This is a genomic window from Pseudomonas sp. BRM28, assembly GCF_002939405.1.
Classification (GTDB): Bacteria; Pseudomonadota; Gammaproteobacteria; order Pseudomonadales; family Pseudomonadaceae; genus Aquipseudomonas; species Aquipseudomonas palmensis.
Window position 1 is genome coordinate 3,800,155 of the sequence record NZ_PEFV01000001.1, and the last position, 25,556, is coordinate 3,825,710.

At 64.1% G+C, this 25,556-nt stretch carries 23 protein-coding genes, 3 tRNA genes and 1 riboswitch; of the genes, 18 read left to right on the forward strand and 8 right to left on the reverse strand.

What is annotated here, in order from left to right; all coding sequences use genetic code 11:
• Positions 1-11: 11 nt before the first annotated feature.
• Positions 12-2,420, reverse strand: coding sequence for a TonB-dependent receptor (locus CR917_RS17940; protein ID WP_218278981.1), 2,409 nt, complete (start codon positions 2,418-2,420; stop codon positions 12-14).
• Between the two features lie 268 nt (positions 2,421-2,688).
• Here CR917_RS17940 and CR917_RS17945 point away from each other — a divergent pair, with 268 nt between their 5' ends.
• Positions 2,689-2,874, forward strand: a complete 186-nt coding sequence (locus CR917_RS17945) for a hypothetical protein (RefSeq protein WP_054915290.1) — start codon at positions 2,689-2,691, stop codon at positions 2,872-2,874.
• Positions 2,875-2,974: 100 nt separating this feature from the next.
• Positions 2,975-3,367 (forward strand): RidA family protein, encoded by a 393-nt coding sequence (locus CR917_RS17950; protein WP_104572746.1) that lies wholly within the window; start codon positions 2,975-2,977, stop codon positions 3,365-3,367.
• A gap of 99 nt (positions 3,368-3,466) precedes the next feature.
• Here CR917_RS17950 and CR917_RS17955 read toward each other — a convergent pair.
• The 3 genes from CR917_RS17955 to CR917_RS17965 form a co-directional block, all read right to left on the reverse strand.
• Positions 3,467-3,551 (reverse strand) — tRNA-Leu (locus CR917_RS17955).
• A gap of 53 nt (positions 3,552-3,604) precedes the next feature.
• Positions 3,605-3,680: transfer RNA gene (locus CR917_RS17960), tRNA-His, on the reverse strand.
• Positions 3,681-3,721: 41 nt separating this feature from the next.
• Positions 3,722-3,798 (reverse strand) — tRNA-Arg (locus CR917_RS17965).
• Between the two features lie 285 nt (positions 3,799-4,083).
• Here CR917_RS17965 and folD point away from each other — a divergent pair.
• The 11 genes from folD (at position 4,084) to CR917_RS18020 (ending at position 14,682) form a co-directional block, all read left to right on the forward strand.
• On the forward strand, positions 4,084-4,938 hold the full coding sequence (gene folD / locus CR917_RS17970) for a bifunctional methylenetetrahydrofolate dehydrogenase/methenyltetrahydrofolate cyclohydrolase FolD (protein ID WP_054915292.1): 855 nt from the start codon (positions 4,084-4,086) through the stop codon (positions 4,936-4,938).
• Between the two features lie 137 nt (positions 4,939-5,075).
• Positions 5,076-5,279: riboswitch (cobalamin riboswitch) on the forward strand.
• Between the two features lie 120 nt (positions 5,280-5,399).
• Positions 5,400-7,334 (forward strand): TonB-dependent siderophore receptor, encoded by a 1,935-nt coding sequence (locus CR917_RS17975; protein WP_054915293.1) that lies wholly within the window; start codon positions 5,400-5,402, stop codon positions 7,332-7,334.
• Between the two features lie 44 nt (positions 7,335-7,378).
• A complete protein-coding gene (locus CR917_RS17980) occupies positions 7,379-7,720 on the forward strand; it encodes a ferredoxin (RefSeq protein WP_043864507.1) in 342 nt (113 codons plus the stop codon).
• Positions 7,717-8,643, forward strand: a complete 927-nt coding sequence (locus CR917_RS17985) for an ABC transporter substrate-binding protein (protein ID WP_088515234.1) — start codon at positions 7,717-7,719, stop codon at positions 8,641-8,643. The genes CR917_RS17980 and CR917_RS17985 overlap by 4 nt, the downstream gene beginning before the upstream one ends.
• A gap of 133 nt (positions 8,644-8,776) precedes the next feature.
• Entirely contained in the window at positions 8,777-9,694 is a 918-nt protein-coding gene (ctlX, locus tag CR917_RS17990) for a citrulline utilization hydrolase CtlX (protein ID WP_043864655.1), read from the forward strand.
• 23 nt (positions 9,695-9,717) lie between these two features.
• Positions 9,718-10,764 (forward strand): ornithine cyclodeaminase, encoded by a 1,047-nt coding sequence (locus CR917_RS17995; protein WP_104572747.1) that lies wholly within the window; start codon positions 9,718-9,720, stop codon positions 10,762-10,764.
• A gap of 275 nt (positions 10,765-11,039) precedes the next feature.
• Positions 11,040-11,819, forward strand: coding sequence for an ABC transporter substrate-binding protein (locus CR917_RS18000; protein ID WP_088515235.1), 780 nt, complete (start codon positions 11,040-11,042; stop codon positions 11,817-11,819).
• Between the two features lie 74 nt (positions 11,820-11,893).
• Positions 11,894-12,619: an ABC transporter permease gene (locus CR917_RS18005; protein ID WP_104572748.1), complete on the forward strand. Its 726-nt coding sequence runs from the start codon at positions 11,894-11,896 to the stop codon at positions 12,617-12,619.
• A complete protein-coding gene (locus CR917_RS18010; protein ID WP_043864512.1) occupies positions 12,616-13,329 on the forward strand; it encodes an ABC transporter permease in 714 nt (237 codons plus the stop codon). Before CR917_RS18005 ends, CR917_RS18010 begins: the two co-directional genes overlap by 4 nt.
• Before the next feature lie 3 nt (positions 13,330-13,332).
• Complete coding sequence (locus CR917_RS18015; RefSeq protein WP_236066305.1) at positions 13,333-14,175, forward strand: ABC transporter ATP-binding protein; 843 nt, start codon at positions 13,333-13,335, stop codon at positions 14,173-14,175.
• A 12-nt stretch (positions 14,176-14,187) separates the two neighbouring features.
• Complete coding sequence (locus CR917_RS18020) at positions 14,188-14,682, forward strand: Lrp/AsnC family transcriptional regulator (RefSeq protein ID WP_043864513.1); 495 nt, start codon at positions 14,188-14,190, stop codon at positions 14,680-14,682.
• A 49-nt stretch (positions 14,683-14,731) separates the two neighbouring features.
• Here the strand turns inward: CR917_RS18020 and CR917_RS18025 are convergent, their stop codons facing one another.
• Positions 14,732-16,429: a bifunctional diguanylate cyclase/phosphodiesterase gene (locus CR917_RS18025; protein WP_043864514.1), complete on the reverse strand. Its 1,698-nt coding sequence runs from the start codon at positions 16,427-16,429 to the stop codon at positions 14,732-14,734.
• Positions 16,430-16,450: 21 nt separating this feature from the next.
• Positions 16,451-18,016 carry a PAS domain-containing methyl-accepting chemotaxis protein gene (locus CR917_RS18030; RefSeq protein WP_043864515.1) on the reverse strand — a complete coding sequence of 522 codons (1,566 nt, stop codon included), beginning with the start codon at positions 18,014-18,016 and terminating at the stop codon, positions 16,451-16,453.
• Positions 18,017-18,202: 186 nt separating this feature from the next.
• Between CR917_RS18030 and CR917_RS18035 the strand changes: the two genes are divergently transcribed.
• From CR917_RS18035 to CR917_RS18055, 5 genes are all read left to right on the forward strand, one after another.
• Positions 18,203-18,517 (forward strand): helix-turn-helix domain-containing protein, encoded by a 315-nt coding sequence (locus CR917_RS18035; protein ID WP_043864657.1) that lies wholly within the window; start codon positions 18,203-18,205, stop codon positions 18,515-18,517.
• 251 nt (positions 18,518-18,768) lie between these two features.
• Positions 18,769-20,082, forward strand: coding sequence for a C4-dicarboxylate transporter DctA (locus CR917_RS18040; protein WP_043864516.1), 1,314 nt, complete (start codon positions 18,769-18,771; stop codon positions 20,080-20,082).
• Positions 20,083-20,118: 36 nt separating this feature from the next.
• Positions 20,119-20,823: a FadR/GntR family transcriptional regulator gene (locus CR917_RS18045; protein ID WP_054915296.1), complete on the forward strand. Its 705-nt coding sequence runs from the start codon at positions 20,119-20,121 to the stop codon at positions 20,821-20,823.
• Between the two features lie 14 nt (positions 20,824-20,837).
• On the forward strand, positions 20,838-21,524 hold the full coding sequence (locus CR917_RS18050; protein WP_043864518.1) for a GntR family transcriptional regulator: 687 nt from the start codon (positions 20,838-20,840) through the stop codon (positions 21,522-21,524).
• A gap of 146 nt (positions 21,525-21,670) precedes the next feature.
• Complete coding sequence (locus CR917_RS18055; protein WP_063612014.1) at positions 21,671-22,036, forward strand: hypothetical protein; 366 nt, start codon at positions 21,671-21,673, stop codon at positions 22,034-22,036.
• Between the two features lie 17 nt (positions 22,037-22,053).
• On the opposite strand, the gene CR917_RS18060 is transcribed toward CR917_RS18055, so the two are convergent.
• Positions 22,054-24,480 (reverse strand): TonB-dependent siderophore receptor, encoded by a 2,427-nt coding sequence (locus CR917_RS18060; protein WP_168186856.1) that lies wholly within the window; start codon positions 24,478-24,480, stop codon positions 22,054-22,056.
• Positions 24,481-24,578: 98 nt separating this feature from the next.
• Positions 24,579-25,553 (reverse strand): FecR domain-containing protein, encoded by a 975-nt coding sequence (locus CR917_RS18065; RefSeq protein ID WP_088515238.1) that lies wholly within the window; start codon positions 25,551-25,553, stop codon positions 24,579-24,581.
• Positions 25,554-25,556 lie beyond the last annotated feature (3 nt).

The following is a 25,556-nucleotide window of genomic DNA, read 5'->3' on the forward strand; positions in this document are numbered from 1 at the left end:
GTCCTGTGGGGTCAGTATTCGAACGTGACGCCGAACGAGGTGGTACGCCCACGCCCGGTACCGCGGTCCAGTGAGGCGGACATGATCGAGTCCACCGAGGCGTTGTAGCTGTAGGTCTTGTTCTCCACGTTCTCGACGTTGAAGAACAGGCTGACGTTCTGCTGCACCTGCCAGCTGCCGTAAAGGTCCCAGATCACGCCGGTGGACTGTGTTTTCCTGGTTTCGTACCAGTCCCAGCTTTCTTCGGCAGGGCCGGAGTACTCGCCGCGGGCGCCGAGCACCACGCGCTCGTCGAACCAGCGCGTGCCCAGGTCGAGGGTCCAGTAGCGGTCGGGCTGGCTGTTGATGTCTTCGAGTTCGATGCCCGAGGTGGTCGGCGCCTTGGTGGTGGCGCGGGTCCAGGAGAGGTTGGCGTAGACGAAGCCTGCGTCGTAGCGGCCCTCGATCTCGTAGCCGCTCATGCGCACCTGCTCGGGCCAGTTGACCCAGTTGGCCTTGGCCGAGTATTCGCCGTCGTCATCGACGATGTCGAACGACTGCGGGGTGATATAGCCGTCGATCTTGCTGATGAAGCGGTTGACCTTGAGCTGGGCGTAGTCGTTGCTGCTGAACAGCCCGGCGCGACTGAGATTGAAGCCGAACTCGTAGTTGGTGGAGCGCTCCTGGCGCAGGTACGGGTTGGCCCCTACGCCGTCGGCATCGCTGGCGTCGGCGGTCATCGGCACCTTCTCGAAGAACATCTCCTGCACCCGCGGTGCACGCGAGGTGCGCGACCAGCTGGTGTAGAGCTGCATCCAGTCATAGGGCTTTACGGCAAAGCCGATACGCGGGTTGAAGCTGTGCTTGCGGCGGGTGATGTCCACATCGCCCCCGCCGATACCCGTGCACTCGCGCAAAATCGAGCACTTGGGCACGTGGCCGCTGACCTTGTAGCCGTCGTAGTGCATGCCCAGGGTCATGGCATAGATGTCGTAGTCCAGCTCCAGGGTACTGAACAGGCTTTCGGTCTGCTGCTTGCCTTCGGGGTTGGCCCCGCGTTTTTCCGGCGTGTCGGCAACGAAGTCGTCGGTGTAGTAGCGCATGCCGTTGCTCCAGCTCGCTTCCACCGGGCCGAGGTTGAAACGGCTGAGGTTGGTGAAGTCGAAACCGTGGGCATCGTCGTGGGTCTTGCGGCCGATGAAGGTGGATTCCTCCACCGGCGGGTAATCGAGCTGGGTCTTGTTCTGGTAGGCGTTGACCGTCAGGTTCACCCATTCGTTGTAGGGCGTGTAGGCGTACTTGGCGCGGTAGGTTTCGTTGCGCAGTTCCCATGGGTAGTTGTGGTAGAACTCGTTGCGATACTGCACGCCGCTGAGGTCCAGGCGGTGCAGGTCGTTGGGCTGCAGGCGCACCTTGAGCAGGCCCGAGCGCGGGCTCTGCTTGGTGGTGTCGTAGTGGTTTTCCTGGCCGGAGCTGGTCTTGTATTCGCCGGTTTGCGAACTGCTGGCGGCGGCGACGATGCCGTACACGCCCTCGCTATCCTCGGGACGGGTTCGTGCGCCGGCGGCGAGCATGCGCGTGTTGCCGTAACCGTTGTTGCCGGTGCGGTAGGTGCTGCGCACACCCACGCGGTGGTCGGGCTTGACGATGTCGTCGATATCGAAGGTGCGGAAGTTGGCGGTGCCCCCCAGGGTATTGGCCCCTTCGGCGCCGTCCACCGCGCCGCGCTGCACATCTACACCGGCCAGCAGGTTGGGGTCGACGAAGGCCATCGGCCCGCCCGAACCGTGACCGGCGTTGTTGCGGAAGGTCTGGGTCACACCGTCGATCATGGTGTTGACCCGCCCCAGGCCCGACAGCCCGCGGATGTTCACCGAAACCCCGGGCTGGCTGCGTGAATGCAGGGTGTAGGTACCGGGCATGGAACGCACCAGGCTGTTGAGGTCCTGGCGTTCGGCGTGCACTTCGCGGCTGCTGCGGATCACGCCCGGGCGCTCGCCTAGTGCGTTGACCAGCGTGGGGCCCACCTCCAGCGCGCTGCGGCTCTGTTCATCGGCGCGCAGCACGAAGCTCTTGTCCTTGAGCTGCACGATGCGCAGCCCGGTACCCATCAGCAGCAGGTCGAAGGCTTCCTTGCGGTTGTACTCGCCATCCAGGCCCTGGGTCTGGCGCTTGTCGGTCAGCTCCGGGGAAAAGGTCAGCATCACGCCGGTGGCGCCCGCCAACTGATTGAGTGCGGGCGCCAGCGGGCCTGCCGCAATCTGGTAATGCTTGCGTACAGCTGCGTGCTGAGCGGTGGGCGCCTCCATGGGCGCCGCCATTGCAACGCTGGCACCACTGACGGCAAGCGCCAGCACAGTAAGCGCGCCCTGCGCCGCCTTGAAAACACGGTGCCTGTCGGGCTGCTGGCCTGGATTTACGGTCGGCGCGATGCGTTTCACGTGAAGCTCCCTGGAACGTTGCAATGGTCTTGCAATAGAGGTCACGTGAGGCAGTCAAAAGGGGAAATGAAAATCAGTATTATTTTTAAAATCATTCATCAGCATGCGCGCGGATAAATGTTGGAACAGTTCTGCCCGTGGTGTTCACGCGCCTACGGCGCAAAGGACGCTATGCTTGCAGAGCCTTCCGTTGACGAACGGTGCCACAGCACCCGCACACGGAACGGCCGACTCGAGTGGCAGGGAGGCCGTGCTAAAGGAACCGCACATGGAAAAATACCGATTGGCCGCTGCGCAGCTCGACGAGAGCCTCAGCAGAATTCGCGAACAACGCGATCACCTCCTCGCCCTGGGGGAGGCGGAGCAAGCCGCTCCACTCACCAGAATCCTCAACATCGTTCGACTGGAGCTTGAGCTGTCACCGGTAGGTGGGCCCAAAGCGACCAGGCATTGACGCGAGGGCACTGAAACGCGAAAGCCACCTTGATAGGTGGCTTTTCTGTTCTATAGAGTGGCGCGTCGCTTGATAGCCCTACTCCCCTGGACCCTGCCCCATGACTGATCGCCAGATTATCCTCCCCGACGAGATGAAATTGCTTTGCGAGCGTGCTGGTTATGCCCCCGCGGTAAAGGTGGGCAGAACCCTGTACTGCGCCGGGCAGGTGGGTCGAACGCCGGAGCTGGAGGTGATTGAAGACCCGGAGCAGCAGTTTCTGGCGGCCTGGGAAAACCTTCGCCTCGTGCTCGCGGCGGGCGGTTGCGGGTTTGACGACGTGGTCGAAATGACGACCTATCACATCGACATGCAACGCCATATGCCGCTGTTCAGGAGCATGAAGGACAAGGTCTTTCCAAGGGGCACCTGTGCATGGACCTGCATAGGCGTCAGCGAACTCGCCCGACCAGGGTTGCTGGTGGAGATCAAGTGCATTGCGGTGCAGCGGTAGGTGCGGGTAAGGAGTAGAAGCCCAGAAACGAAAAAAGCCGCTCAAGGCGGCTTGTTCCGGGCTTCAACGCACTTCAGCGAAGGGCGGTGAAAGCATCTATGGTGCGGACGAAGAGACTCGAACTCTTACAGCTTGCGCCGCTGGAACCTAAATCCAGTGTGTCTACCAATTTCACCACGTCCGCGTGAAGCTTTTAAAGCAAAGGCGCCGGATTTTCATCGGGCGCCTTTTAGAATATGGGGTGGACGATGGGGATCGAACCCACGACAACAGGAGTCACAATCCTGTGCTCTACCAACTGAGCTACGCCCACCATATTGCTTTACTGCTTTTACTTGTGCCAGCTGCCTGTATTGGCGCACCCGGCAGGACTCGAACCTGCGACCATCCGCTTAGAAGGCGGATGCTCTATCCAGCTGAGCTACGGGCGCATATTTAATCTGCTTTCTGTTAGGATTACAAATTAACTTTTAGTCATACCGAACAAGCTATCAAAACCACTCATTCTGCCTGACCTTGCTAACCAGTGCTAGGCTCTGCCCGACAAGTGCGATGAATGTTATAGACGAGCGGCAAAGTCGTCAACACCTTTTTGAAAAAAATTCATTTTATTTAAGGGGTTAGGGGAATTGCCAGACCAAGCGCCTTTGCCCTGCGCCCCGGTCATGCGAGAATGCGCGCTCTTTTTATTCCCTCTCGATGGTTAATCACGCGTCATGACTGCACAACTTATCGACGGCAAGGCGATCGCCGCCAGCCTGCGCCAGCAGATCGCCCAACGTGTCGCGCAACGTCGCGAGCAAGGCCTGCGCACCCCCGGCCTGGCAGTGATCCTGGTAGGCAGCGACCCCGCCTCCCAAGTCTATGTTTCGCACAAGCGTAAAGACTGTGAAGAGGTCGGCTTCAACTCCCAGGCCTATGACCTGCCCAGCGACACCACCCAGCAGGCGCTGACCGACCTGATCGACCGCCTAAATGAAGACGCCGACATCGACGGCATCCTGCTGCAACTGCCACTGCCGGCGCACCTGGATGCCTCGCTGCTGCTCGAGCGCATTCGCCCCGACAAGGACGTGGACGGTTTCCACCCTTATAACGTAGGCCGCCTGGCCCAGCGCATCCCGCTGCTGCGCCCGTGCACCCCCAAAGGCATCATGACCCTGCTGCACAGCACCGGTCAGGACCTGTACGGCATGAATGCGGTGGTAGTGGGCGCCTCGAACATCGTCGGCCGCCCCATGGCCATGGAGCTGCTGCTGGCCGGCTGCACCGTGACCGTGACCCACCGCTTCACCAAGGACCTGGCCGGCCACGTCGGTCGCGCCGACCTGGTGGTGGTGGCTGCCGGCAAGCCGGGGCTGGTCAAGGGTGAATGGATCAAGGAAGGCGCCATCGTCATCGACGTGGGCATCAACCGCCAGGAAGACGGCAAGCTGGTGGGCGACGTGGTCTACGAGACCGCCCTGCCCCGCGCCGGCTGGATCACTCCGGTGCCAGGCGGCGTCGGGCCGATGACCCGGGCGTGCCTGCTGGAGAACACCTTGTATGCGGCCGAAGAGCTGCACGGTTGACCCCGCTGGATTTAAGTTCCAGCGGCGCTAGCCACTAAAGGAACGGCACCTGAGAAGGTGCCGTTTTTTTTGGCCTGGAACAAACGCACGCTCGTCAGCAAAGGCCGTCAGGTTGACGAACGGTCATGACAATGGTCAGATGCGGCCCAGTTTCAGGTGCCTGCTGCCGCCGTGCAGCAGGTGAAACGGGAAGCCGGTGCGTCTTGCATGACTAGTCCGGCGCTGCCCCCGCAACGGTAAGCGAGTGAAGCATCCAACAGGCCACTGTGCGCAACGCATGGGAAGGCGGATGACTTCGAGCCTCGCAAGCCCGGAGACCGGCCTGCAAACCCACGACTGTTGAAAGGATGCGTTCAGTCATTTTGGCAAACCTGCGGTGGGCGGGCACGAGCCGGTATTCTGGCGCGCGTTCGCCGGAACCCTCCTGTGCGCTTCCCGAAAAATCCTTTTTCGAGAAGTAGATGAAGACACGTCGTTTTACCCTGATCGGTTGCCTGATCGGCAGCCCGGCCCTGGCGGCCAGCGAACCCCTGACCCTCGACCAGCAGATCGTTTCCGCACCCTCGGTGGAGTCCACCACGGTGGCCGAGATGGCGCGCTATGGCAGCAAGGTGGAGGTCGTGGACCGCGAGCAGATCGAGCGCGCCGGCCCCAGCGCCGACATCACCCGCGTGTTGCAGATGTTCGTGCCGGGCCTGTATGTGGCGCCCAAGCAGGGGCCGTTCGACTATGGCACCTATTCGCTGCTGGGCGGGCGCAACGACGACACGCTGATCATGCTCGACGGGGTGCGCCTGAACAACCGCCTCTACGGCGGCATCTATATAGACACCCTGCCCGCCGCCGCCATCGAGCGCATCGAGGTACTCAAGGGCGGCCAGAGCCTGCTGTTCGGCACCCAGGCCGTGGCCGGGGTCATCAACATCGTCACCCGTTCGGCCCATAGCCGCGACCCCTCGGGCCAGGTCAACCTGGGCGTCGACAGCTTCATGGGGCGCAACGGCGATGCCCGTATCGAGCGCATCTTCAGCAACGGCCTGGGCGACCTGGGGCTGCTGGCCTACGTCAGCCACAACGTGTCCGAGGGCTATCAGCCCTACCACAGCAGCCAGATCACCTCGACGGTCAGCGACAAGAAGCGCAGCTACGAGGTCAACACCTTCGGCGCCAAGGCCGCACAAAGCCTGGGCGATGACAGCCGCCTGGAGCTGTTCTACCAGTACAGCGCCGCCAACCTGGACTTCCTGCGCCCGGACGCCAACCGCCGTACCACCAACGACCGCGTGCAGCAGATCGCCACGGCCACCTTCGAGCAGCGCCTGAACCCCGACTTCAGCTACTTCGTCAAAGGCCACATGAACGATTGGGATACGCGCTACACCCGCATCTACAACAACACCGACGGCAGCACCCGCACCCTCAACCACGATGACTACTGGGGCTTCAGCGACTGGGGCATGCAGGCCGAAGGCAAGGCCGTGCTCCCCGGCGAGCACACCCTGGTGTTCGGTACCGACAACCAGTGGTTCAAGGGCAAGGACGACGTGCTCAAGATCGATAACAACCAGGCCGAGGCCCATGCGCTGTATGTGCAGCTGCGCCCTGTCATCGACGCCCTGCCTGACTGGCACCCCAGCATCGGCGTGCGCCGCGAGCACCTGAGCGGCGGTGACAGTGCCACGGTGGGCATGCTCACCTCGCTCTACGACCTGACCGACCAGCTCAAGCTGCGCGGCCAGTTCGGCACCGCCTACAAGCTGCCCAACGCCGAGCAACTGTACGTCAACGAACCGGGAGACGAGATGGGCAACCCCAACCTCAAGCCGGAGAAGAGCCGCAATGCCGAACTGGGCCTGGACTACACCGGCCTGATCCAGGGCCAGCCTTACAGCCTGAGCGGTACGCTGTTCACCCGGCGCATCGAGGACCTGATCACCATCGTGGATGCACAATGGGTCAACGGCGATGGCGAGATCCAGGTGCGCGGCGTCGAGGTCAACGGGCAGTTCCAGCTCAGTGACCGCTGGCAGCTGGCGGCAGACATGACGCGCAACCTGAGCGAGTCGCGCAACGGCGCCACCCTCAACAACATTCCCGGGTTCTTTGCACGCAGCCGGCTGGGGTACGAGTCGGGTGACCGGATGTGGGGCGCAGGCGCGGCGGTGCGCTACATCGGCACGGTGAAAAGCCCGCGTGATGTGGACTACGGGCATTACACCGTGGTGGACGCCGATGCCTACCGCTACCTGGACGGCGCCCGCCAGCATCGCCTGAGCCTGCTGCTGGAGAACCTGCTGGACCGCGACTACACCACCAGCATGGACAGCGGCGCGCGCAAGGTGCAGAACCTGGGAAGGCCGTTCACCAGCGAAGTGCGTTACACCTACAGCTTCTAGAAGCAGCGCGGGTCAAGCCGCACCACGGACTCAAGGACAAGCCCATGCCCATCCCCAGCAAACCCGAGTGGTCGCACATTCCCGCCCACGCCCGCCACGTGATGCTGTGCACCGGCCCGCGCTGCACCCAGCGCGGCGCGCAGCAGGTGTGGAAAGTGGTGCGCAACGAACTGCTCGCCGCCCAGCGCATGGAAACCGCCGACGGCGTGCTGCTGACCCGTACCCACTGCCAGTTCCCGTGCAACCTGGGCCCGGTCGCCACCGTCTACCCCGAGCGCTGCTGGTACCGCATCGCCAGCGCCGACGATGCCCGCCGCCTGGTGCGCGAGCACCTGGTCGCAGGTACCCCGGTCAGCGCACTGCTGCTCAATGGTGATACCCCATGACGCGCCTGCTCTGCCTGCTGTTGTGCCTGCTCGGCACCACGGCCCACGCCCAGACCTACCGTAACTGCGGCCAGGACTGGACCCTGCCGCACGCCCCGCCGCAGCGCATCCTGGCGCTCAACCAGCATGCCGCCGACCTGCTGCTGGCCCTGCAGGTCGGCCCGTCGCTGGTTGCGGTGAGCTACATCGATGACGACCCCGAGGCGCTGGCCTCCCGGCGCTACCGCGGCGTGCCCCTGCTGTCGCGGCTGTATCCCTCGCCGGAGGTGTTCTATGCCCAGCGCTACGACCTGGTGGTCGGCGGTTTCGCCAGCGCCTTTCGCGATGGCGTGGGCGCCCGTACCCACCTGACCCGCAATGGCATCGGCAGCTATCTGCTGGAGAACGCCTGCGACCCGCGCCCGGCCTCCGGTTTCGCGGCCATCGAAGACGACCTGCGCAGCCTGGGCAAGCTGCTGCAGCGCGAATCCCAGGCCGCTCGGCTGATCGCGCAGCAACGAGCAGACCTGGACCGCGCCCGCCAGCTCGCCGCGCAGCATGCCCCGCTTTCGGTGTTCTACCTGGACAGCGAGCACCAGGGCCTCGACAGCGAGGGCAGCCGCGGCTTCATCACCCAACTGATCCAGGTTGCCGGTGGGCGCAACCTGTTCGCCGACGTCGACCTGCACCGCGTGACCGTCGACCCCGAAACCCTGCTGCAACGCGACCCGGACGTGATCATCCTGGCCGACGCCGTCTGGTCGCCGGCCCGGCGCAAGCGCGAGTACCTGCACAACCACCCGGCCCTTTCGAAGTTGCGTGCGGTGCGCGAGGGCCGGCTGATCGACCTGCCCTTCACGCACCTGGTGGCAGGCGAACACAGCGCCCGTGCTGCCGTCGCGCTGGCCAACCAGTTGCGTGACATGGCCGAGCACCTGCCCTGAACCGGCACAGCCGATTACGCTGCAATACCCCGCTTTTCAGCTTTCCCCGCTGAGCGCCCCGCGCGCTTCAGCCGGGATTGCAGCGCCACTGCATCGACAATAGACGCACTGCCAACCCCGGATGCGTGCCTCGATGCAAACCACCAATACAGTCTTGATGATCCGCCCCGCGCGGTTCGCCTTCAACCCGGACACCGCACTCAACAACCGCTTCCAGCAGCCTGCACTGGACCCCGACCAGGCACAGCATAAAGCGCTGGAAGAGTTCGACGGCTATGTGGACACCCTGCGCCAGCATGGCGTCGAGGTGCTGGTGGTGCAGGACACGCCGGCCCCGCACACGCCTGACTCGATCTTCCCCAACAACTGGTGGAGCAGCCACGCCGACGGCAGCCTGGTGCTCTACCCGATGGAGGGCCACAACCGCCGGCTGGAACGCGACAAGGGCGTGCTGCAGGTGCTCGCCGACCGTTTCAGCATTCACAACACCATCGACCTGAGCCCGCTGGAGCAACAGAGCATGTTCCTGGAAGGCACCGGCAGCATGGTGCTCGACCGCGAACACCGCATCAGCTACGCCTGCCACTCCGGACGCACCCACACCGAAGCACTGCGCCAGTTCGCCGACAGGCTCGACTACCGCCTGTGCCTGTTTCACGCCGTCGACCGACACCGGGCGCCCATCTACCACTGCAACGTAATGATGAGCGTGGGCCGCGGGCTGTCGGTGGTGTGCCTCAAGGCACTGCCCGATGCCGACGAGCGCCGTACCCTGGAACACAGCCTGCGCGCCACCGGCAAGGACATCCTGGCCCTGGACTTCGACCAGCTCGAAGGCTTCGCCGGCAACATGCTCGAAGTGCACGACAAGCAAGGCCAGCCGCTGCTGGTGATGTCGCGCAGTGCCTGGCGCTCGCTGCACCCCGAGCAGCGCCGCCAGGTCGAGCGGCACACCCACCCGGTGGTGGTGAACATCGACAACATCGAACGCATCGGCGGCGGCAGCGCGCGCTGCATGCTCGCCGAAGTGCACCTGCCGGTGCGCAATTGACCGACCACAAGAAGGAGCTCCCCATGACCCGTTACATCGACGTCAACGACCTCAGCCAACTGGTCGCCCGCAAGGGCCTCACCATCTGCCTGGAAGAAATGGCCGAGTACATCCGCCAGGACTACCTGCGCTGGCACGACTTCGAAAAGTGCGCGCGCCTGGCCAACCACTCGCCAGACGGGGTGATCGAGCTGATGCCGGCCTCCGACGCCAACCTCTACGCCTTCAAGTACGTCAACGGCCACCCGAAGAACACCCAGCGCGGCATGCTCACCGTGATGGCGTTCGGTGCGCTGGGCGATGTCGACACCGGCGCGCCATTGCTGCTCAGCGAAATGACCCTGACCACCGCGATCCGCACCGCCGCCACCTCGGCCCTGGCCGCACGCTACCTGGCGCGTCCCGACAGCCGCAGCATGGCGCTGATCGGCAACGGCTCGCAGAGCGAATTCCAGGCCATCGCCTTCCACGCGCTGGTAGGCATCGAAGAAATCCGCCTGTACGACCTGGACCCACAAGCCACGGCCAAACTGGCCGCGAACCTTCGCGCCTTCCCGGCGATCAAGGTGGTACTGGCCAGCTCCGTGGCCGATGCGGTACGCGGCGCCGACATCGTCACCACGGTCACCGCCGACAAGGCCTACGCCACCATCCTGACCGCCGACATGATCGAGCCGGGCATGCACCTGAACGCGGTGGGTGGCGACTGCCCGGGCAAGACCGAGCTGCACCGCGACATCGTCGACGCCGCACGGGTGATCGTCGAGTACGAACCGCAGAGCCGCATCGAGGGCGAGATCCAGCAGATGCCAGCCGACTCGCCGATCACCGAGTTCTGGCAAGTGGTCAACGGCCAGGTGCTCGGCCGCGAGAACGACACCCAGGTCACCCTGTTCGACTCGGTGGGCTTTGCCATCGAAGACTACTCGGCCCTGCGCTATGTGCTGGATGTGGCCAAGGCCCTGGATATCGGCCATGAAATAGACCTGGTGCCGACCCTGGAAAACCCCAAGGACCTGTTTGCACGGCTGCTGCCCAAGGTTCAGGCGGTGTACAAGAAACGCGCCTAGACCGGGCCTGCACGTCAATCCAGGCGGCCGTGCACCTTGCACGGCCGTACACAGCAAGCTGCCCCGAAGCCAAAACAGGAGGTCATGCAGCCGATTCGGCTGACACCGAATCGCCAACAGCAGAATCCGGCAGCAAGCGCCGGCCCAAACGACACAAAAAAAATGCTGCCTTCACGCATTCTGACGCCCAGAGCGAAGAGTCACACACAGACCAAGGCTCAGGCCAACGAAGCGTTCACTGCCCTACATCAACTACAAGACACAGGGATACCTTTATGACCTCGCTGCGAAAGCTGCTCAGCGTGCTGCTCCTGCCCATGTGCGCGAGCACAGTCCAGGCCCAGGAATGGAAAGAAATCCGTTTCGGCGTGTTCCCCGAATACCCGCCCTTCGAATCCGTCGCCGCCGATGGCAGCCTGCAAGGTCTCGACATCGAGCTGGGCAATGCCATCTGTGAAAAGCTGCAGGTCAAGTGCACCTGGGTGCACAACGAATTCGACGGCATGATCCCGGCCCTGCGTGCACGCAAGTTCGACGCAATCATGTCGTCCATGGCGGTGACGCCGGCCCGTCAGAAGCAGATCGAGTTTTCCGATCGCCTGTTCCTCAGCCCCACCTCGGTGATCGTGCGCAAGGGCGCCGACTTCGGCGACACCCCCGAATCGCTCGAGGGCAAGACCGTTGGCGTGTTGCAAGGCTCGCTGCAAGAGGCCTACGCCCGCGCCAAGCTGGCGCCGCTGGGCGCCCGGGTCAAAGCCTACCAGGCCCAGAACCAGAACTATGCCGACCTCATGAACGGGCGCCTGGACGCCACCCTCACCGACAAGCTCGAAGCGCAGCTGAACTTCCTCAACACCCCCGAAGGCGCCGACTTCAAGAGCGGCCCGGCAATCAAGGACCCCACCCTGCCCCTGGACATCGCCATGGGCCTGCGCAAGAACGACGCCGAGCTCAAGGCGCTGATCGACAAGGGCATCGCCGCGGTGCTGGCCGATGGCACCTTCGCCAGGATCCAGCAGAAGTACGTCGGCGACCTCGATATCTACAACGAGTAATCGCCTGCAGAGCCCGGGCCTGCACGGCCCGGTGCGCTGTCGCACCCGCCTTTGGTCCTACCGAGAGTTTTCCCGTGAACGACTTCCTCACCTCCACCGGCTTGCAGGCGCTGAGCCTGCAGGGCTTCGGCCCGCTGTTGCTGCAAGGAACCTGGATGACCCTGCAACTGGCCTTTCTGTCACTGGGCCTGAGCCTGCTGCTGGGCCTGATCGGCGCCAGCGCCAAGCTGTCCTCGCTGCGCCTGCTGCGCATTCCCGCCACCCTCTACACCACGCTGATTCGCAGCGTGCCCGACCTGGTGCTGATCCTGCTGATCTTCTACACCCTGCAGCTGTGGCTCAACGACCTGACCGAGCTGCTTGGCTGGGATTACGTCGAGATCAACCCGTTCATGGCCGGCGTGATCACCCTGGGCTTCATCTATGGCGCCTACTTCACCGAGAACTTTCGCGCAGCGATCCTCAGCGTGCCCCATGGCCAGCTGGAAGCGGCTACCGCCTACGGGCTGAGCCGCGTGCAGCGCTTCCAGCTGGTGCTGTTCCCGCAACTGATGCGCTTCGCCCTGCCGGGGCTGGGCAACAACTGGCTGGTGCTGCTCAAGTCCACCGCGCTGGTGTCGATCATCGGCCTCTCCGACCTGGTAAAGGCTGCGCAGAACGCCGGCAAGACCACCAATGAGCCGTTGTACTTTCTGCTGTTCGCGGGGCTGCTCTACCTGCTTATCACCACCCTTTCCAATCGCCTGTTCAAGGTGCTGGAACGGCGCTACAACACCGGCATCAAGGGGTTGGCATCATGATCGAACTGCTTCAGGAATACGGCCGGGCCTACCTGTACAGCGATGGCGCGGGCATGTCGGGGCTGGCGATGACGCTGTGGCTGTTCATCGTGACCATGGTGCTGGGTTTGGTGCTGTCGTTGCCACTGGCGCTGGCGCGGGTGTCGCGCAAGCGCTGGCTGCGCTGGCCGGTAGAGCTGTACACCTTCGTGTTTCGCGGCACCCCGCTGTATATCCAGTTGTTGATCTGCTACACCGGGCTGTACGGGCTGGAGGTGGTGCGTGACAACGCGCTGCTCGACCAGTTCTTGCGCAATGCGCTCAACTGCACGCTGCTGGCCTTTGTGCTCAACACCTGCGCCTACACCGTGGAGATCTTCGCCGGGGCCATTCGCAACATTCCCCATGGCGAGATCGAGGCCGCCCAGGCCTACGGCCTGCATGGCTGGCGCCTGAACCTGTTCGTGGTGCTGCCGGCAGCCCTGCGCCGTGCGCTGCCGGTGTACAGCAACGAGCTGATCCTGATGCTGCATGCCACCTCGCTGGCGTTCACCGCCACCGTCGCCGACGTCCTCAAAGTGGCCCGCGACGCCAACGCCGCGACCTTTCTGACGTTCCAGGCCTTCGGCATCGCGGCCATTCTGTACATGCTGCTGTCCTTCGCGCTGGTCGGGCTGTTTCGCCTGGCCGAACGCCGCTGGATGCGTTTCCTTGTTCCTGCCCGAGGCTGACCCATGACCCTTTGCGCACACCCCCTGCCGGCCCATGGCCAGGCCCTGTACGAAACCCCCACCGCCCCGCGCGTCAGCAGCGCCGCCATCAAACTGAGCGTGGATGCCCTGCACAAGAGCTATGGCGATCACCAGGTACTCAAGGGCGTCTCGCTGCAGGCGCGCAAGGGCGACGTGATCAGCCTGATCGGTGCCAGCGGCTCGGGCAAGAGCACCATGCTGCGGTGCATCAACTTTCTCGAACAGCCGGACTCGGGCGTGATCACCCTCGACGAGCAGAGCATCGAGATGCACCAGGGCCGCGCCGGCACCCGCGCGCCGAACCCGGCCCAGCTGCAGAACCTGCGCACGCGCCTGGCCATGGTGTTCCAGCACTTCAACCTGTGGAGCCACATGACCGTGCTGGAGAACATCTGCCTGGCGCCGCGCCGCGTGCTTGGGGTGAGCCCGCGCGAGGCCGAGGCCCGCGCCCGCGCCTACCTGGACAAGGTCGGCTTGCCAGGGCGCGCGGCCGATCAGTACCCGGCATTCCTGTCTGGCGGGCAACAGCAGCGCGTGGCCATTGCGCGGGCGCTGGCGATGGAACCGGAGATAATCCTGTTCGACGAACCGACCTCGGCACTGGACCCGGAACTGGTTGGCGAAGTGCTCAAGGTGATACAGACGCTGGCCGAGGAAGGCCGTACCATGCTGATGGTCACCCACGAGATGGGCTTTGCCCGCCAGGTGTCTAGCCAGGTACTGTTCCTGCACCAGGGCCGGGTCGAGGAACAGGGCGGCCCGCAGATGCTCGACCAGCCGCAGAGCGAACGCCTGCAGCAATTTCTTTCCAACCGTTTGAAGTGAACCGACGCCACCATGGACACCAAGGCCAACCGCTTGCATGACACGCCGCCTCTGGATCGGATCGACGAGGCGATCATCGACGTACTGCGCCACAACGGGCGCATCACCTACGAGAAGCTGTCTTCGCTGGTGCACCTGACGCCCAGGCCTTGCCTGGAGCGGGTGCGCAAGCTGGAGCGACGCGGGGTGATACGTGGTTATGGCGCGATCATCGATGTGCAGCGGGTGTCGCCAGGGTTGTCGCTGCTGGTGCTGGTGGCGTTGTCCAACCAGAGCGGGCGCTCGGCCCAACGGGCCTTCGAGGCCTGCATGAAGGCCTGCCCGCAGGTATTCGAGTGCCAGCTCATCAGCGGGCATTTCGACTACAGCCTGCGCATGCGCTGCCGGGACATGGAGCATTACCGGGTGCTGAGCGAAACCTGGATGAACAACGACGAGCTGCACATCGACAAGCTGGTGGCGCACCCGGAACTGGCGGTGGTGAAGAACACGGCGCCGCAGTTGTAGCGCCGGCCCTGCAGCAGCCGGCCTTGCCGGCCAAGGGCCCGATGCGGCATTACGCCTGGCGCAACACCACCCACTCATGCGGCTGCACATACTCGCGCACCCATCCCACCACCTCCGCCGCCGGCATCGGCCGGGCGATGCCGTAGCCCTGCGCCACATCGCAGCCAAGCCCCATCAGCACCTCGCCATGCTCCACCGTCTCTACCCCCTCGGCGATCACCTGGCGCCCGAAAGCCCGTGCCAGGCCGATCACCGCGCGGGTCAGGGCCAGGTCATCCTGGTCATGCAGGATGTCGCGCACGAACGACTTGTCGATCTTGATCGCCTGGGTGGGCAGGCGCTTGAGATAGCTCAGCGACGAATAGCCGGTGCCAAAGTCATCCAGTGAAAACTGCACCCCCAACTGCTGACACGCCTCCAGGCATTCGCTGACCCGCTTGATGTTCTCGATTGCCACCGACTCGACGATCTCAAGGTCGAGCATGCGCGGCGCAACCCCGTCATGACGCGCAAGCAACAGGCGCAGGCGCTCGACGAAGTCAGACCGTTGAAAGTGGCGCGCCGCGATGTTCACGCTCACCGACCAGCGATACCCGGCGTCCTGCCAATGCTGCATCTGCGCCATCGCGCGGTCGATCACCCACTCGCCGATGTCCACGATCAGGTCGGTCTGCTCGATCAACGGCAGGAACTCCGCTGGCGGCACCAGCCCCTTGACCGGGTGCTGCCAGCGCAGCAAGGCCTCGAAGCCCAGCACCTCGCCACTGCGCATGTTCACCTTGGGCTGGTAGAACAGGCGCAGCTCGCCATTCTTCATGGCGCGGCGGACCCGCTCAACCGTCTGGTGCGTGGCCTTCACTTCCTGGTCCAGCGATACGTCGAACAGGTGGAAGCGGTTGCGTCCGCTCTGCTTGGCCACGTACATCGCCTGGTCGGCATGGCGCAGCAGGGTGTCGGCATCATCGTTGTCGGCCGGGTACAGGGTCACGCCGATACTGGCGCTGACACTGATCTGCTGGCCACGAATCGAATACGGCGCCGCCACCGCCGACAGCACCCGCCCCAGCACCGTGCGCAACTGCGCCTGGCCCTCGACATGGCGCAGAATCAGCACGAACTCGTCACCAGACAACCGCGCAACCGCATCGCCGCCACGCAGTATGCCCTTGAGCCGCGCCGCCACCTCGACCAGCAGCAGGTCGCCGCAGGCATGCCCATAGCCGTCGTTGACCGCCTTGAAGCCGTCCAGATCGAGCATGCACACCGCCAGCGGGAACTGCTCGGTGCGCGAGAATTCCAGGGCCTGGTTCAGCAGGTCCGAAAGGAATGCGCGGTTGGGCAGCCCGGTGAGCACGTCATGCCCCACGCGCCATTGCAGGGTGTGCACCAGCTGGCGTTTCTCGCTGACGTCGAAGCGGATCGACACATACTTGCGGACCTTGCCGGTGGCCGGGTCCAGCAGTGGCACCATGGTGCTGTCGACCCAGTACAACGAGCCGTTCTTGGCGCGGTTGCAGATCTCGCCCTTCCAGACCTTGCCGGCTACCAGCGATGCCCACATGCTCTCGAAGAAGTCACTGCCGTGCAGGCCGGAATTGAGGATGCGGTGGTTGGCCCCCAGCAGCTCTTCACGGCTGTAGCCGGAGATGCTGCAGAACTGCTGGTTGACGTAGGTGATGCGTCCGGCGAGGTCGGTTTCGGAAAAGATCGCGGCCGCGTCGACGGCCGCGCGGTAGTTGTCATCCATGCTCGTTCACTCGCCTGGCGGCTATCGGTTGAAGCGTTCAACCAAGGCACGCAGGCCGCTGGAAATATGCTCAAGCTCGCCACCACGGGTGGCGGCGGCATTGGCGTTGTCGGCAGTCTTCTGCACCGTGCCGGCTACCCGATTGATCTGCTGCGACACGTCCTCCGCCACGTAGGACTGCTCCTGCGAGGCGGCCGCCATCTGCTGGGTCATATCGGTGATGCGTGCCACCGCCTCGCGAATGCCTTGCAGTGCGCGCTGCGCCTCGACCACCTGCGCCACGCCCTGCTCGGCCTCCTGGATGCCCAGGTTGGCGATGCTCACCGCGTCATCGGCGCCGCTGCGCAGGGTCTCGATGATGCCCTGGATCTGCTGGGTCGACTGGCGGGTCTTGCCTGCCAGGGCGCGCACCTCATCGGCCACCACGGCAAAGCCGCGGCCCTGCTCGCCGGCCCGCGCCGCCTCGATGGCAGCGTTGAGCGCCAGCAGGTTGGTCTGGTCGGCAATCGCCTGGATCACGCTGGCAGCCAGCATGATGTCCTGGGTCTGCCCGGCCAGGTGGCCGACCGCCTGGTTGATCTGGGTGACGGTGCTGGCCAGCAGCTGGATCGCCTCGCGCGAGGTACCGGCCACCTGGCTGCCCTGTTCGGCCAGCTGGTTGGCGGTGCCGGCCTCGCTGGCGGTCTGCTGTACATGCACCGCCACTTCGGCGATGGATGCCGCCATCTCGGTCATCGCCGCCGCGGTCATGTCGGTTTCGGCGCGCTGGTCGAGCAGCGCCAGCTCGGTGGCATTGGACAGCCGGCTGGAATCGCTGGCGGCCACGGCCATCTGGTTGGCCAGGTCGCTCAGGCGCGTCAGCGCGGTTTTCAGGCGCGCCTCTTCACTGATCAACACCATCTGCAGTTGCGCGGTCGGCCCCAGCGCTTCGCTGTAGGCCAGCGCACTGATCGGGTCGGAGAACGTGTTGGGGGTGCTGCGCACGATCTGGCGCACTTCATGGCGCAGGCGATTGTGCCCCCACAGGCCCACCGCCACGAACAGCGCCAGCGTGATGCCCTGCCCGCCCCAGCCCGGCAACAGCCGGTTGGCGCCCATGGCCAAAGCGGCTGCCAGCAACGGCAGCGCAAGCACGCGGCCCTGCAGGGCCAGGCGACGCCCGAAGGGCACGGGGGGCTTGCCTTCACGCAGACGGGCATACAGCGCTTCGGCGCGCTGCACCTGATCGCGAGTGGGCTTGACCCGTACCGATTCGTAGCCGACCAGGCGGCCGTCCTCGAGCACCGGTGTGACGTAGGCGCTGACCCAGTAGAAGTTGCCGTTCTTGCAGCGGTTCTTGACGATGCCCATCCAGCTCTGGCCGGCCTTGAGGTACTGCCACATCAGGGCAAATACGGCAGGCGGCATGTCCGGGTGGCGCACCAGGTTGTGCGTGCTGCCGATCAGTTCCGCCTGGCTGAAGCCACTCATGGCGGCGAATTCGGCATTGCAATAGGTGATGTTACTGTCGGTATCGGTGGCGGAAATCAGCCGCTGATGGTCCGGAAAGGTCTGTTCGACAGCCGTGACCGGCAGATTGAGACGCACGTTAAAACTCCCTGAAGCGCACGCTAAAGCCTTGTCCAGCGGCCCTGAAACCTGCAGCGTAAATGTCGGTCCAAGTGAACGATTCTACGAAATACATCACATTTTGCAAGAAAAGGTGATGAAACGTGGCGTTGTGCAATGCCAATATTTATCGTTAAGTTCTTGATTCTAAATGGGAATCGAGCGATGGAATTATCTAGTTTGGGTCCAGCCATCAGACGCTATCGCAAGGTAGCCGGGCTTACTCAGGCTGAACTTGGCGAAAAAACCGGTTTTGACCCCAAAACCATAAGCCGCTTTGAAACCGGCACCTACACCCCCAGTGTCGAAGCGCTGTTCACCTTTGCCGACGTGCTGGGCGTCAAGCTCAATGCCTTTTTCGCCGACCTGGAAGATGCGGACGAGCAACGTGCCTACTTGTTCGGTGTTATTCACAAAGCTCCACCCAAGGACCTGGGAAAGCTGATTGCAGCGGTAGACCTGGCCCTTTCCAAGCCTTGATCACTGCCCTCGCAAAAGCGTGACAGGCGCCTGCCACTGTTGCTTGAAGCGCTTTTGTCGTCGATAAGTACTGCAACTGGTCAGACCGGTAAAACCGATCTGATGCCCTGGATTCGCGAAATACTTGCAAACCCGCAAAAACCCCGCCTACACTGCGCCTGCACTGGACATACCGGTAAGACCACAATAATTAAGTCTGTCGCTCGGCGCTTGTCGCCAGAAGCACGGACACCGACCAGAGATCCCTCCCCATGCTCAAATGGTGCTCGCGTTCGATCTTCCTCCAAGTGGTGCTCGGCCTGATGCTCGGCATCGCCTGCGGCCTGAGCTTTCCTGAAGTTTCCCTGCAACTCAAACCCCTCGGTGACGGCTTCATCAAGCTGATCAAGATGCTCATCGGGCTGATTGTGTTCTGCGTGGTGGTCAGCGGCATTTCCGGTGCCGGCGACCTCAAGAAGGTTGGCCGCATCGGCCTCAAGTCGGTGATCTACTTCGAAGTGCTGACCACCATTGCGCTGGTGCTGGGGCTGGTACTGGCATTCACCTCAGGCATCGGTACCGGTGCCAACATCCACCTCGACCAGTTGTCGACCGCCGATGCCGGTGCGCTGGCCGAGCGTGGCCAGCATATCCAGGGCACGGCAGCGTTCCTCATGGGCCTGATACCCAATTCGGTGCTCGGCGCCTTCGCCGACAACAACATCCTCCAGGTGCTGCTGTTCTCGGTGCTGTTCGGCAGCGCCCTGAACCTGGTGGGCGAGGCCGCGTCGGGTATCACCCGGCTGATAAACGAACTGAGCCATGTGATCTTCCGCATCATGGGCATGATCGTGCGCCTGGCGCCGATCGGCGTGTTCGGCGCCATCGCCTTCACCACCAGCCAGTACGGCCTGGACTCGCTGCAACACCTGGGCGGCCTGGTGGCGCTGTTCTACGTGACCTGTGCAGGCTTCGTGCTGGTGATCCTGGGGACAGTGATGCGCGTCTCGGGCCTGAAGCTGTTCCCGTTCCTCAAGTACATGCGTGAAGAACTGGGCATCGTGCTGGGTACTGCGTCGTCCGATGCGGTCCTGCCGCAGATCATGCGCAAGCTCGAACACCTGGGCATCGGCAGCTCCACCGTCGGCCTGGTGATCCCCACGGGCTACTCCTTCAACCTGGACGGTTTCTCCATCTACCTCACCCTGGCCATCGTGTTCATCGCCAACGCCACCGGCACGCCGCTGGCCATGACCGACCTGCTGACCATCCTGCTGGTGTCGCTGATCACCTCCAAGGGCGCCCACGGCATTCCGGGGTCGGCGCTGGTGATTCTGGCCGCCACCCTCACGGCAGTACCGGCCATCCCGGTGGTGGGCCTGGTGCTGGTGCTGGCGGTGGACTGGTTCATGGGCATCGGCCGCGCGCTGACCAACCTGATCGGCAACTGCGTGGCCACCGTGGCCATCGCCCGCTGGGAAAAGGACATTGATCTGGAACGCGCCAACAACGTACTCAACGGCAAGCAGGGCTTCAGCTTCCAGACGCGCAAGCTGCCCACCCCTGCCCATCAACAGGAATTCTAGGCAACGACGTATGCATGTGTTTTCAGGGAGCAAACAGTGATTACCTCATCGACGGTAGTGAATGCGGTAGTGGAGAAACTGCGCCAGGCACTGGCCCGTGGCCAGTGGCGCTCGGGCGAGATGCTCCCGGGTCAGCGAGAACTGGCCGAGCAACTGGGCATCAGCCGGCCAAGCCTGCGCGAAGCGGTCACGGTGCTGGAGACCCTCGGCCTGGTGCGTTCCATGCCAGGCAAGGGAGTGCTGGTGCTCGACCCCGGCACCCAGGAGCTGGTACAGGCCCCCGCGGCCGTGGCCGGAGCCAGCCTGGAGGACGTGCTGCAGCTGCGTTACACGCTGGAGCCGTTCATTGTCGGGCTGGTGGCGCAGTCGGTCAGCAGCAAGGAAATCGGCCAGTTGCGCCTGACCCTGATGGACATGCGCGAGGCCCTGGAGGCCAGCGACAGCGAAGCCGGGGTGCGCGCCTACCTGGCATTTCACGAAGAGCTGTTCGCACTGACCGCCAACCCGATTTTCCAGAGTGTGGTGCAGCAGACCAGCAATGCCCTCAAGCAGAGCGCCCAGGTGCTGCACAACTCGCCCGAGCACCTGGCCGCGCGCCTGGAAGAGAACGAGGCGGTGGTGCGCGCCATCCGCAACAAGGACAGCGCCCAGGCCAGTGCGCAGATGCGCCGGCACATTCTGCAGGAAGGCCTGCGCATGGGCATCGAATTGACCATTCCGGATGAACACCCGGGCAACTGACCAGGAGAGCGACCATGAACGCCTGCCCTGCTACCCCGTCCGCGATCGCCCTGCCCGCGCTGCTGGCGGCCGGCGAGCAGCGCCTGAGCGCTGACGAGATCTACCCGCGCCTGTTCGATGCGATCCTCGAACAGCGCCTGGCGCCAGGTACCGCGCTGACCGAGCAGGCGCTGGGCCAGGCCTTCGGCGTGAGCCGCACGGTGATCCGCCGCGTGCTGGGGCGCCTGTCCGACCAGCAGGTGGTGGTGCAACGCCCGGCGCACACCGCCCGGCTGGCCGCACCCGACCCGCAGCAGGCGCGCCAGGTGCTCAGTGCCCGGCGCCTGGCTGAAACCACGCTGATCGGGCTGGCGGCGCGGCGCACCAGTGCCCCACGCATCCGCCAGTTGCGCGAGCTGATTGCCCGCGAGCGCAAGCACCACGAGCAGGGCCATCGGTGCACGGCGATTCGTCTGGGGGGCGAGTTTCACCTGAAGCTGGCGGAGATGGCCGACAATGCCCCGTTGACGCGGTTTCTCAACGGGCTGGTGCCCATGACGTCGCTGATCATTGCCCAGTACGAGACCCAGCCTTGCGAACACTGCGCCTGGCAGGAACATGCAGCCCTGGTGGACGCACTGGAGGACGGCGACAGCGAGGCGGCGCTGCAGTTGATGCACCAGCACCTGGACCGCATCGAGGCCAAGCTGAGCCTGGATTGAGAATGGCGGTGCGCCTTTCGCCGGCAAGGCCGGCTCCTGCAGGAGGTGTTGTGCAGGAGCCGACCTTGCCGGCGAAGGGTCTTGCTGCGCTTGACCTGCCAACGACAAACCGCGCAGCATCGGGCATCCCCACAAGAGCCCGCCCCGTGACCCCAGAACAACGCCACAACGTCCGCGCCCTGCTCTCCGAGTCGTTCGTCGACAGCTGGGTGGACTACGCCTGGATCGCCCGCGAACTCGAACCCTTCGACCTGGCCGAGCTCAAGCGCATCTTCTACGAGGAAGTCGCGCCGGTCTGCTACTACAACATCGTGGCACCGGTACCACCGGTATGGACCGGTTTCGAGCCGGTATCGCTCAACGAAGAAATCGAAGAGCTGCTGGAGGCGCGCCGACGCAACCCGTTGCGCCGGCATTGGGACCGCCTGTGGGCCGCCACCTGGATCCGCCTGTGGAGCCAGGAATGCTGGGACGCGATCCACCAGGCCTGCCTCGCCCAACGGCAGGCCTGACACCTCGGCACGCTGGCTCAGAAGTCCCAGCGAGTGGTCACCATCACGTTGCGCGGGTCGCCATAAGAGGCCGAGTTGTAGAAGCCGATATTGGTGAAGTAGGCCTTGTCGAACACGTTGTTGACGTTCAGCGTGGCCGACAGCTGCTCGCTGATCTGGTAACGCGCCATCAGGTCCACCAGCCAGTAAGGGTCCTGGGCAAACTCTTCGTCGCGCTTCTTGACGTTGTTCGACAACACCTGCCAGCCCTTGCCCTGCCAACGCGCACCACCGCCGATGGTCAAGCGGTCGAGCGCCCCCTTGAGCTTGTAGCTGGTGTAGAAACTGACCTGGTCCTCGGGCTCCCAGGTCGACACCTTCTTGCCCTGGTCATCGCGGATCACCTTGTGGGTGTAACCCCCCTGCAGTTGCCAGCCCTCAGCCAGTTCGCCGGAGATCTCTGCCTCATAACCCTTGGTCTTGGCCTTGATGCCTTCGTAGGCATACTCGACCGCCGGGTTGGTCGGGTTGCCGTTGTAGGCCCGGTCCTCTTCGCCCCGGCTGCTCTGGTGAATCTCGAAATACGCCAGGCTCGCATTCAGGCGCCCGTCCAGGAACTCACCCTTCAGGCCCACCTCGTAGTTCTGCCCTTCATCCGGGTCGAGCAGGCGGTTGTTGCGGTCGCGGTACCAGGCATCCTGCGGCATGAAGATATCGGTGTAGCTGGCGTACAGCGACAGGTAGTCATTGAGGTCGTACACCGCCCCCAGGTAGGGCAGCAGGCGATCGTCCTCGCGGCCGTTGGCGGTCACGCCGTTGATGCGGTAGTTGGCCAGGCGTGCACCGAGCAGCAGCGTCAGGTCGTCGGTGGGGTGCAGACGGGTGGTCACGTAGGTGCCGGTCTGACGCACGCGGTCATCCACGGTCTGGGTCTGCTCCCCCCAGTCCGGTTCGGGGGTGTTGCCGTTCCAGCTGCCGTAGTCGACGGAGTTGCCATTGGGGTACCGGGCGCTCCACCAGCCCTTGCCTTCCCAGTGAGACTGGGCAAACGAGGTACCGATCACCAGTTCGTGCTCACGCCCCAGCAGCTCGAACGGCCCGCTGGCGTAGAGGTCGGCCGAATTGCTCACCGTCTCGCCCGTGTATTTGGCCGAATAGAGGCTGGCGGTGCCGTCGGCGCGCGGGTAGTAACCCTGGATCGAGCCCAGCGGCGCGTCATAGCCGTTGATCTTGTGGTCCAACTGCGCCTTGGCAACCCAGCCGTTGGCCAGGTGATGCTCCAGGCTGGCAAACACGGTGCGGGTGTACTGGTTCCAATGGCTCCACTTGGCGCCGTTGTTGAAGTGGCGTGGCAGGTCGTTGCGGTTGCCCTGGGCATCGAACAGCGGAATGCTGCCCGACCAGCTCGAGCCTTCCGGCTTGTTGTCCTGGTAGTCACCGCCCACGGTGAGCAGGGTGTCCGGGCTCAGGTCGAATTCGAGGATGCCGTAGTAGACGTTGGTCTTGCGCTGGTAGTGGTCCATGAACGAGTGCTTGTCCTGGTAGGCCGCCACCGCACGGCCGCGCACGTTGCCGCTGTCGGTCAGCGGGCCGCCCACGTCGAGTTCGCTGCGGTAGTTGTCCCAGCTGCCGGCGCCCAGGGTGAAATGCCCCTTGAAATCGGCAGTCGGCTTCTTGCGCACCAGGTTGATCGTGGCCCCCAGCGACCCCGCGCCGGTGAGCAGGCCGGTAGCGCCCTTGAGCACTTCCACGCGGTCATAGATGGCCATGTCGCTCAAGGTGTTGCCGGCCGAATAGCCGACGTTGCGCGCCGTCGAGGGGATGCCGTCGTACTGGAAGTTGTTGATCGAGAAGCCGCGGGCATAGTAGCTGGTGCGGTCGCTGTCGAAGGCCGACACGGTGATGCCCGGGGTATGGCGCATCACATCGTCGATGTTGTTGAGCCCGAAATCGTCCATGTGCTGACGGGTGACCACGGTGATGGTCTGGGGCGTTTCGCGCGGTGTCAGCACCAGCCGTGTGGCGGTGGCGATGGTGCCTGGCGTGTAGGAGCCGCTGTCTTCGGTGATGGTACCCAACTGGTTGCTGGTGACTTCGGTCACGCCCAGGTTCAGCGCCCCGGCAGTTTGCGGCAGCGGGGCCAGGCTGTAGCGCCCGTCGTCTTCACGCACGGCCATCAGGCCATTGCCCTCGAGCAACGCCTGCAGGCCCTGATCGACACTGTAACGCCCGTGCAGGCCGGCGCTGGTCTTGCCCGCGGTCAGGCTCGGTGCGAACGAGAGCACCACGCCGGCCTGGGCGGCGAAGCGGTTCAGAACCTGACCCAGGTCGCCATGGTCGAGGTTGTATTCGGTCGGTGTGGTGCTGTCGGCGTGCGCAATGCCCGGCATCGCCAGCGGCCACAGCAGGGTGGAGCACAACAGCGTGGTACGCAGCCTTGCCGCGACCGGTGATCGGGTATTCATCGGTTCTTTTCTCTTCTGGTTGGCAGTCAGGCCATCACGCCTGCATGCCTAGAAGTCGAACGAAGGAGCGAATACCTATCATTTACGAAAAATATTTTTCAGGTCGTGAGGGGTTCGATGCTTACCCAGTATTTTGTGCGCCGCTCGACCCGCACCGGCAGGGTCTTGCCGATGGCGCGCAGAATCTGCTCGGTGTCGTCGAGCTTGAAGGTACCGCTGATACGCAGGCTGGAAACCTCGTTGGCACATTTGAGCCAACCGGCGCGATAACGCCGCAGCTCGGCGATGAATACCCCCAGCATCTGGTCGTTGGCAATCAGCAGCCCCCTGCGCCAGGCATCGCGGTCGGGCTCCAGTGGCGAGCCAAGCACGAACTTGGGGTGTGAAAACCGCACCTGATCCCCGGCATCGACCACCGCCCCCCCCATGCCATCGCGCGGCATCACGCCCACCTGGCCCTGGTACACCGCCAGTTGCGTGCTGCTGGCGTCGCTGTCGCGGCGCACCAGAAAGCGCGTGCCCAGCGCCTCGACGGTGCCGTTGACGGTCTGCACCCGCAACGGGCGCCCGGCCTTGTCGGCGGCGCTGGTGATCATCACCTCGCCCTGGCGCAGTACCAGCAGGCGCTGCTGGTTGTCGTAGCGCACATCCAGGGCAGTGTCGGTGTTGAGTTCAAGCCGGGTGCCATCGGCCAGGGTCAATGCCTGACGCTTGCCGACGCGGGTATGGTAGTCCGCCGTCCACGGCCCGCTGCTCAGCTCTCGGTAGCCGGCCCAGCCCAGGCCGCTGGTGCCGGCCAGCACCAGTATGCCCTTGAGCACGCCGCGCCGCGGGATCGCGGCAGGCTGCCCGGCGATGTCCAGGGTACGCCCGGCCAGCCCGCCAGATAGCTGGCCAAGCCGCTGCTGAACCTGGACGACCTGTTGCCAGGCCCAGCGATGCTGGTCGTGGGCGTCCAGCCAGGTCTGCCACGCTTGCCGGTCGGTATCATCCACGGCATCAGCATTGAGGCGGGCGCGCCAAAGCGCAGCCTGTTCCAGCGCGGCGCGCTGGAGAGGGTCGAGAGTAGCCATGGG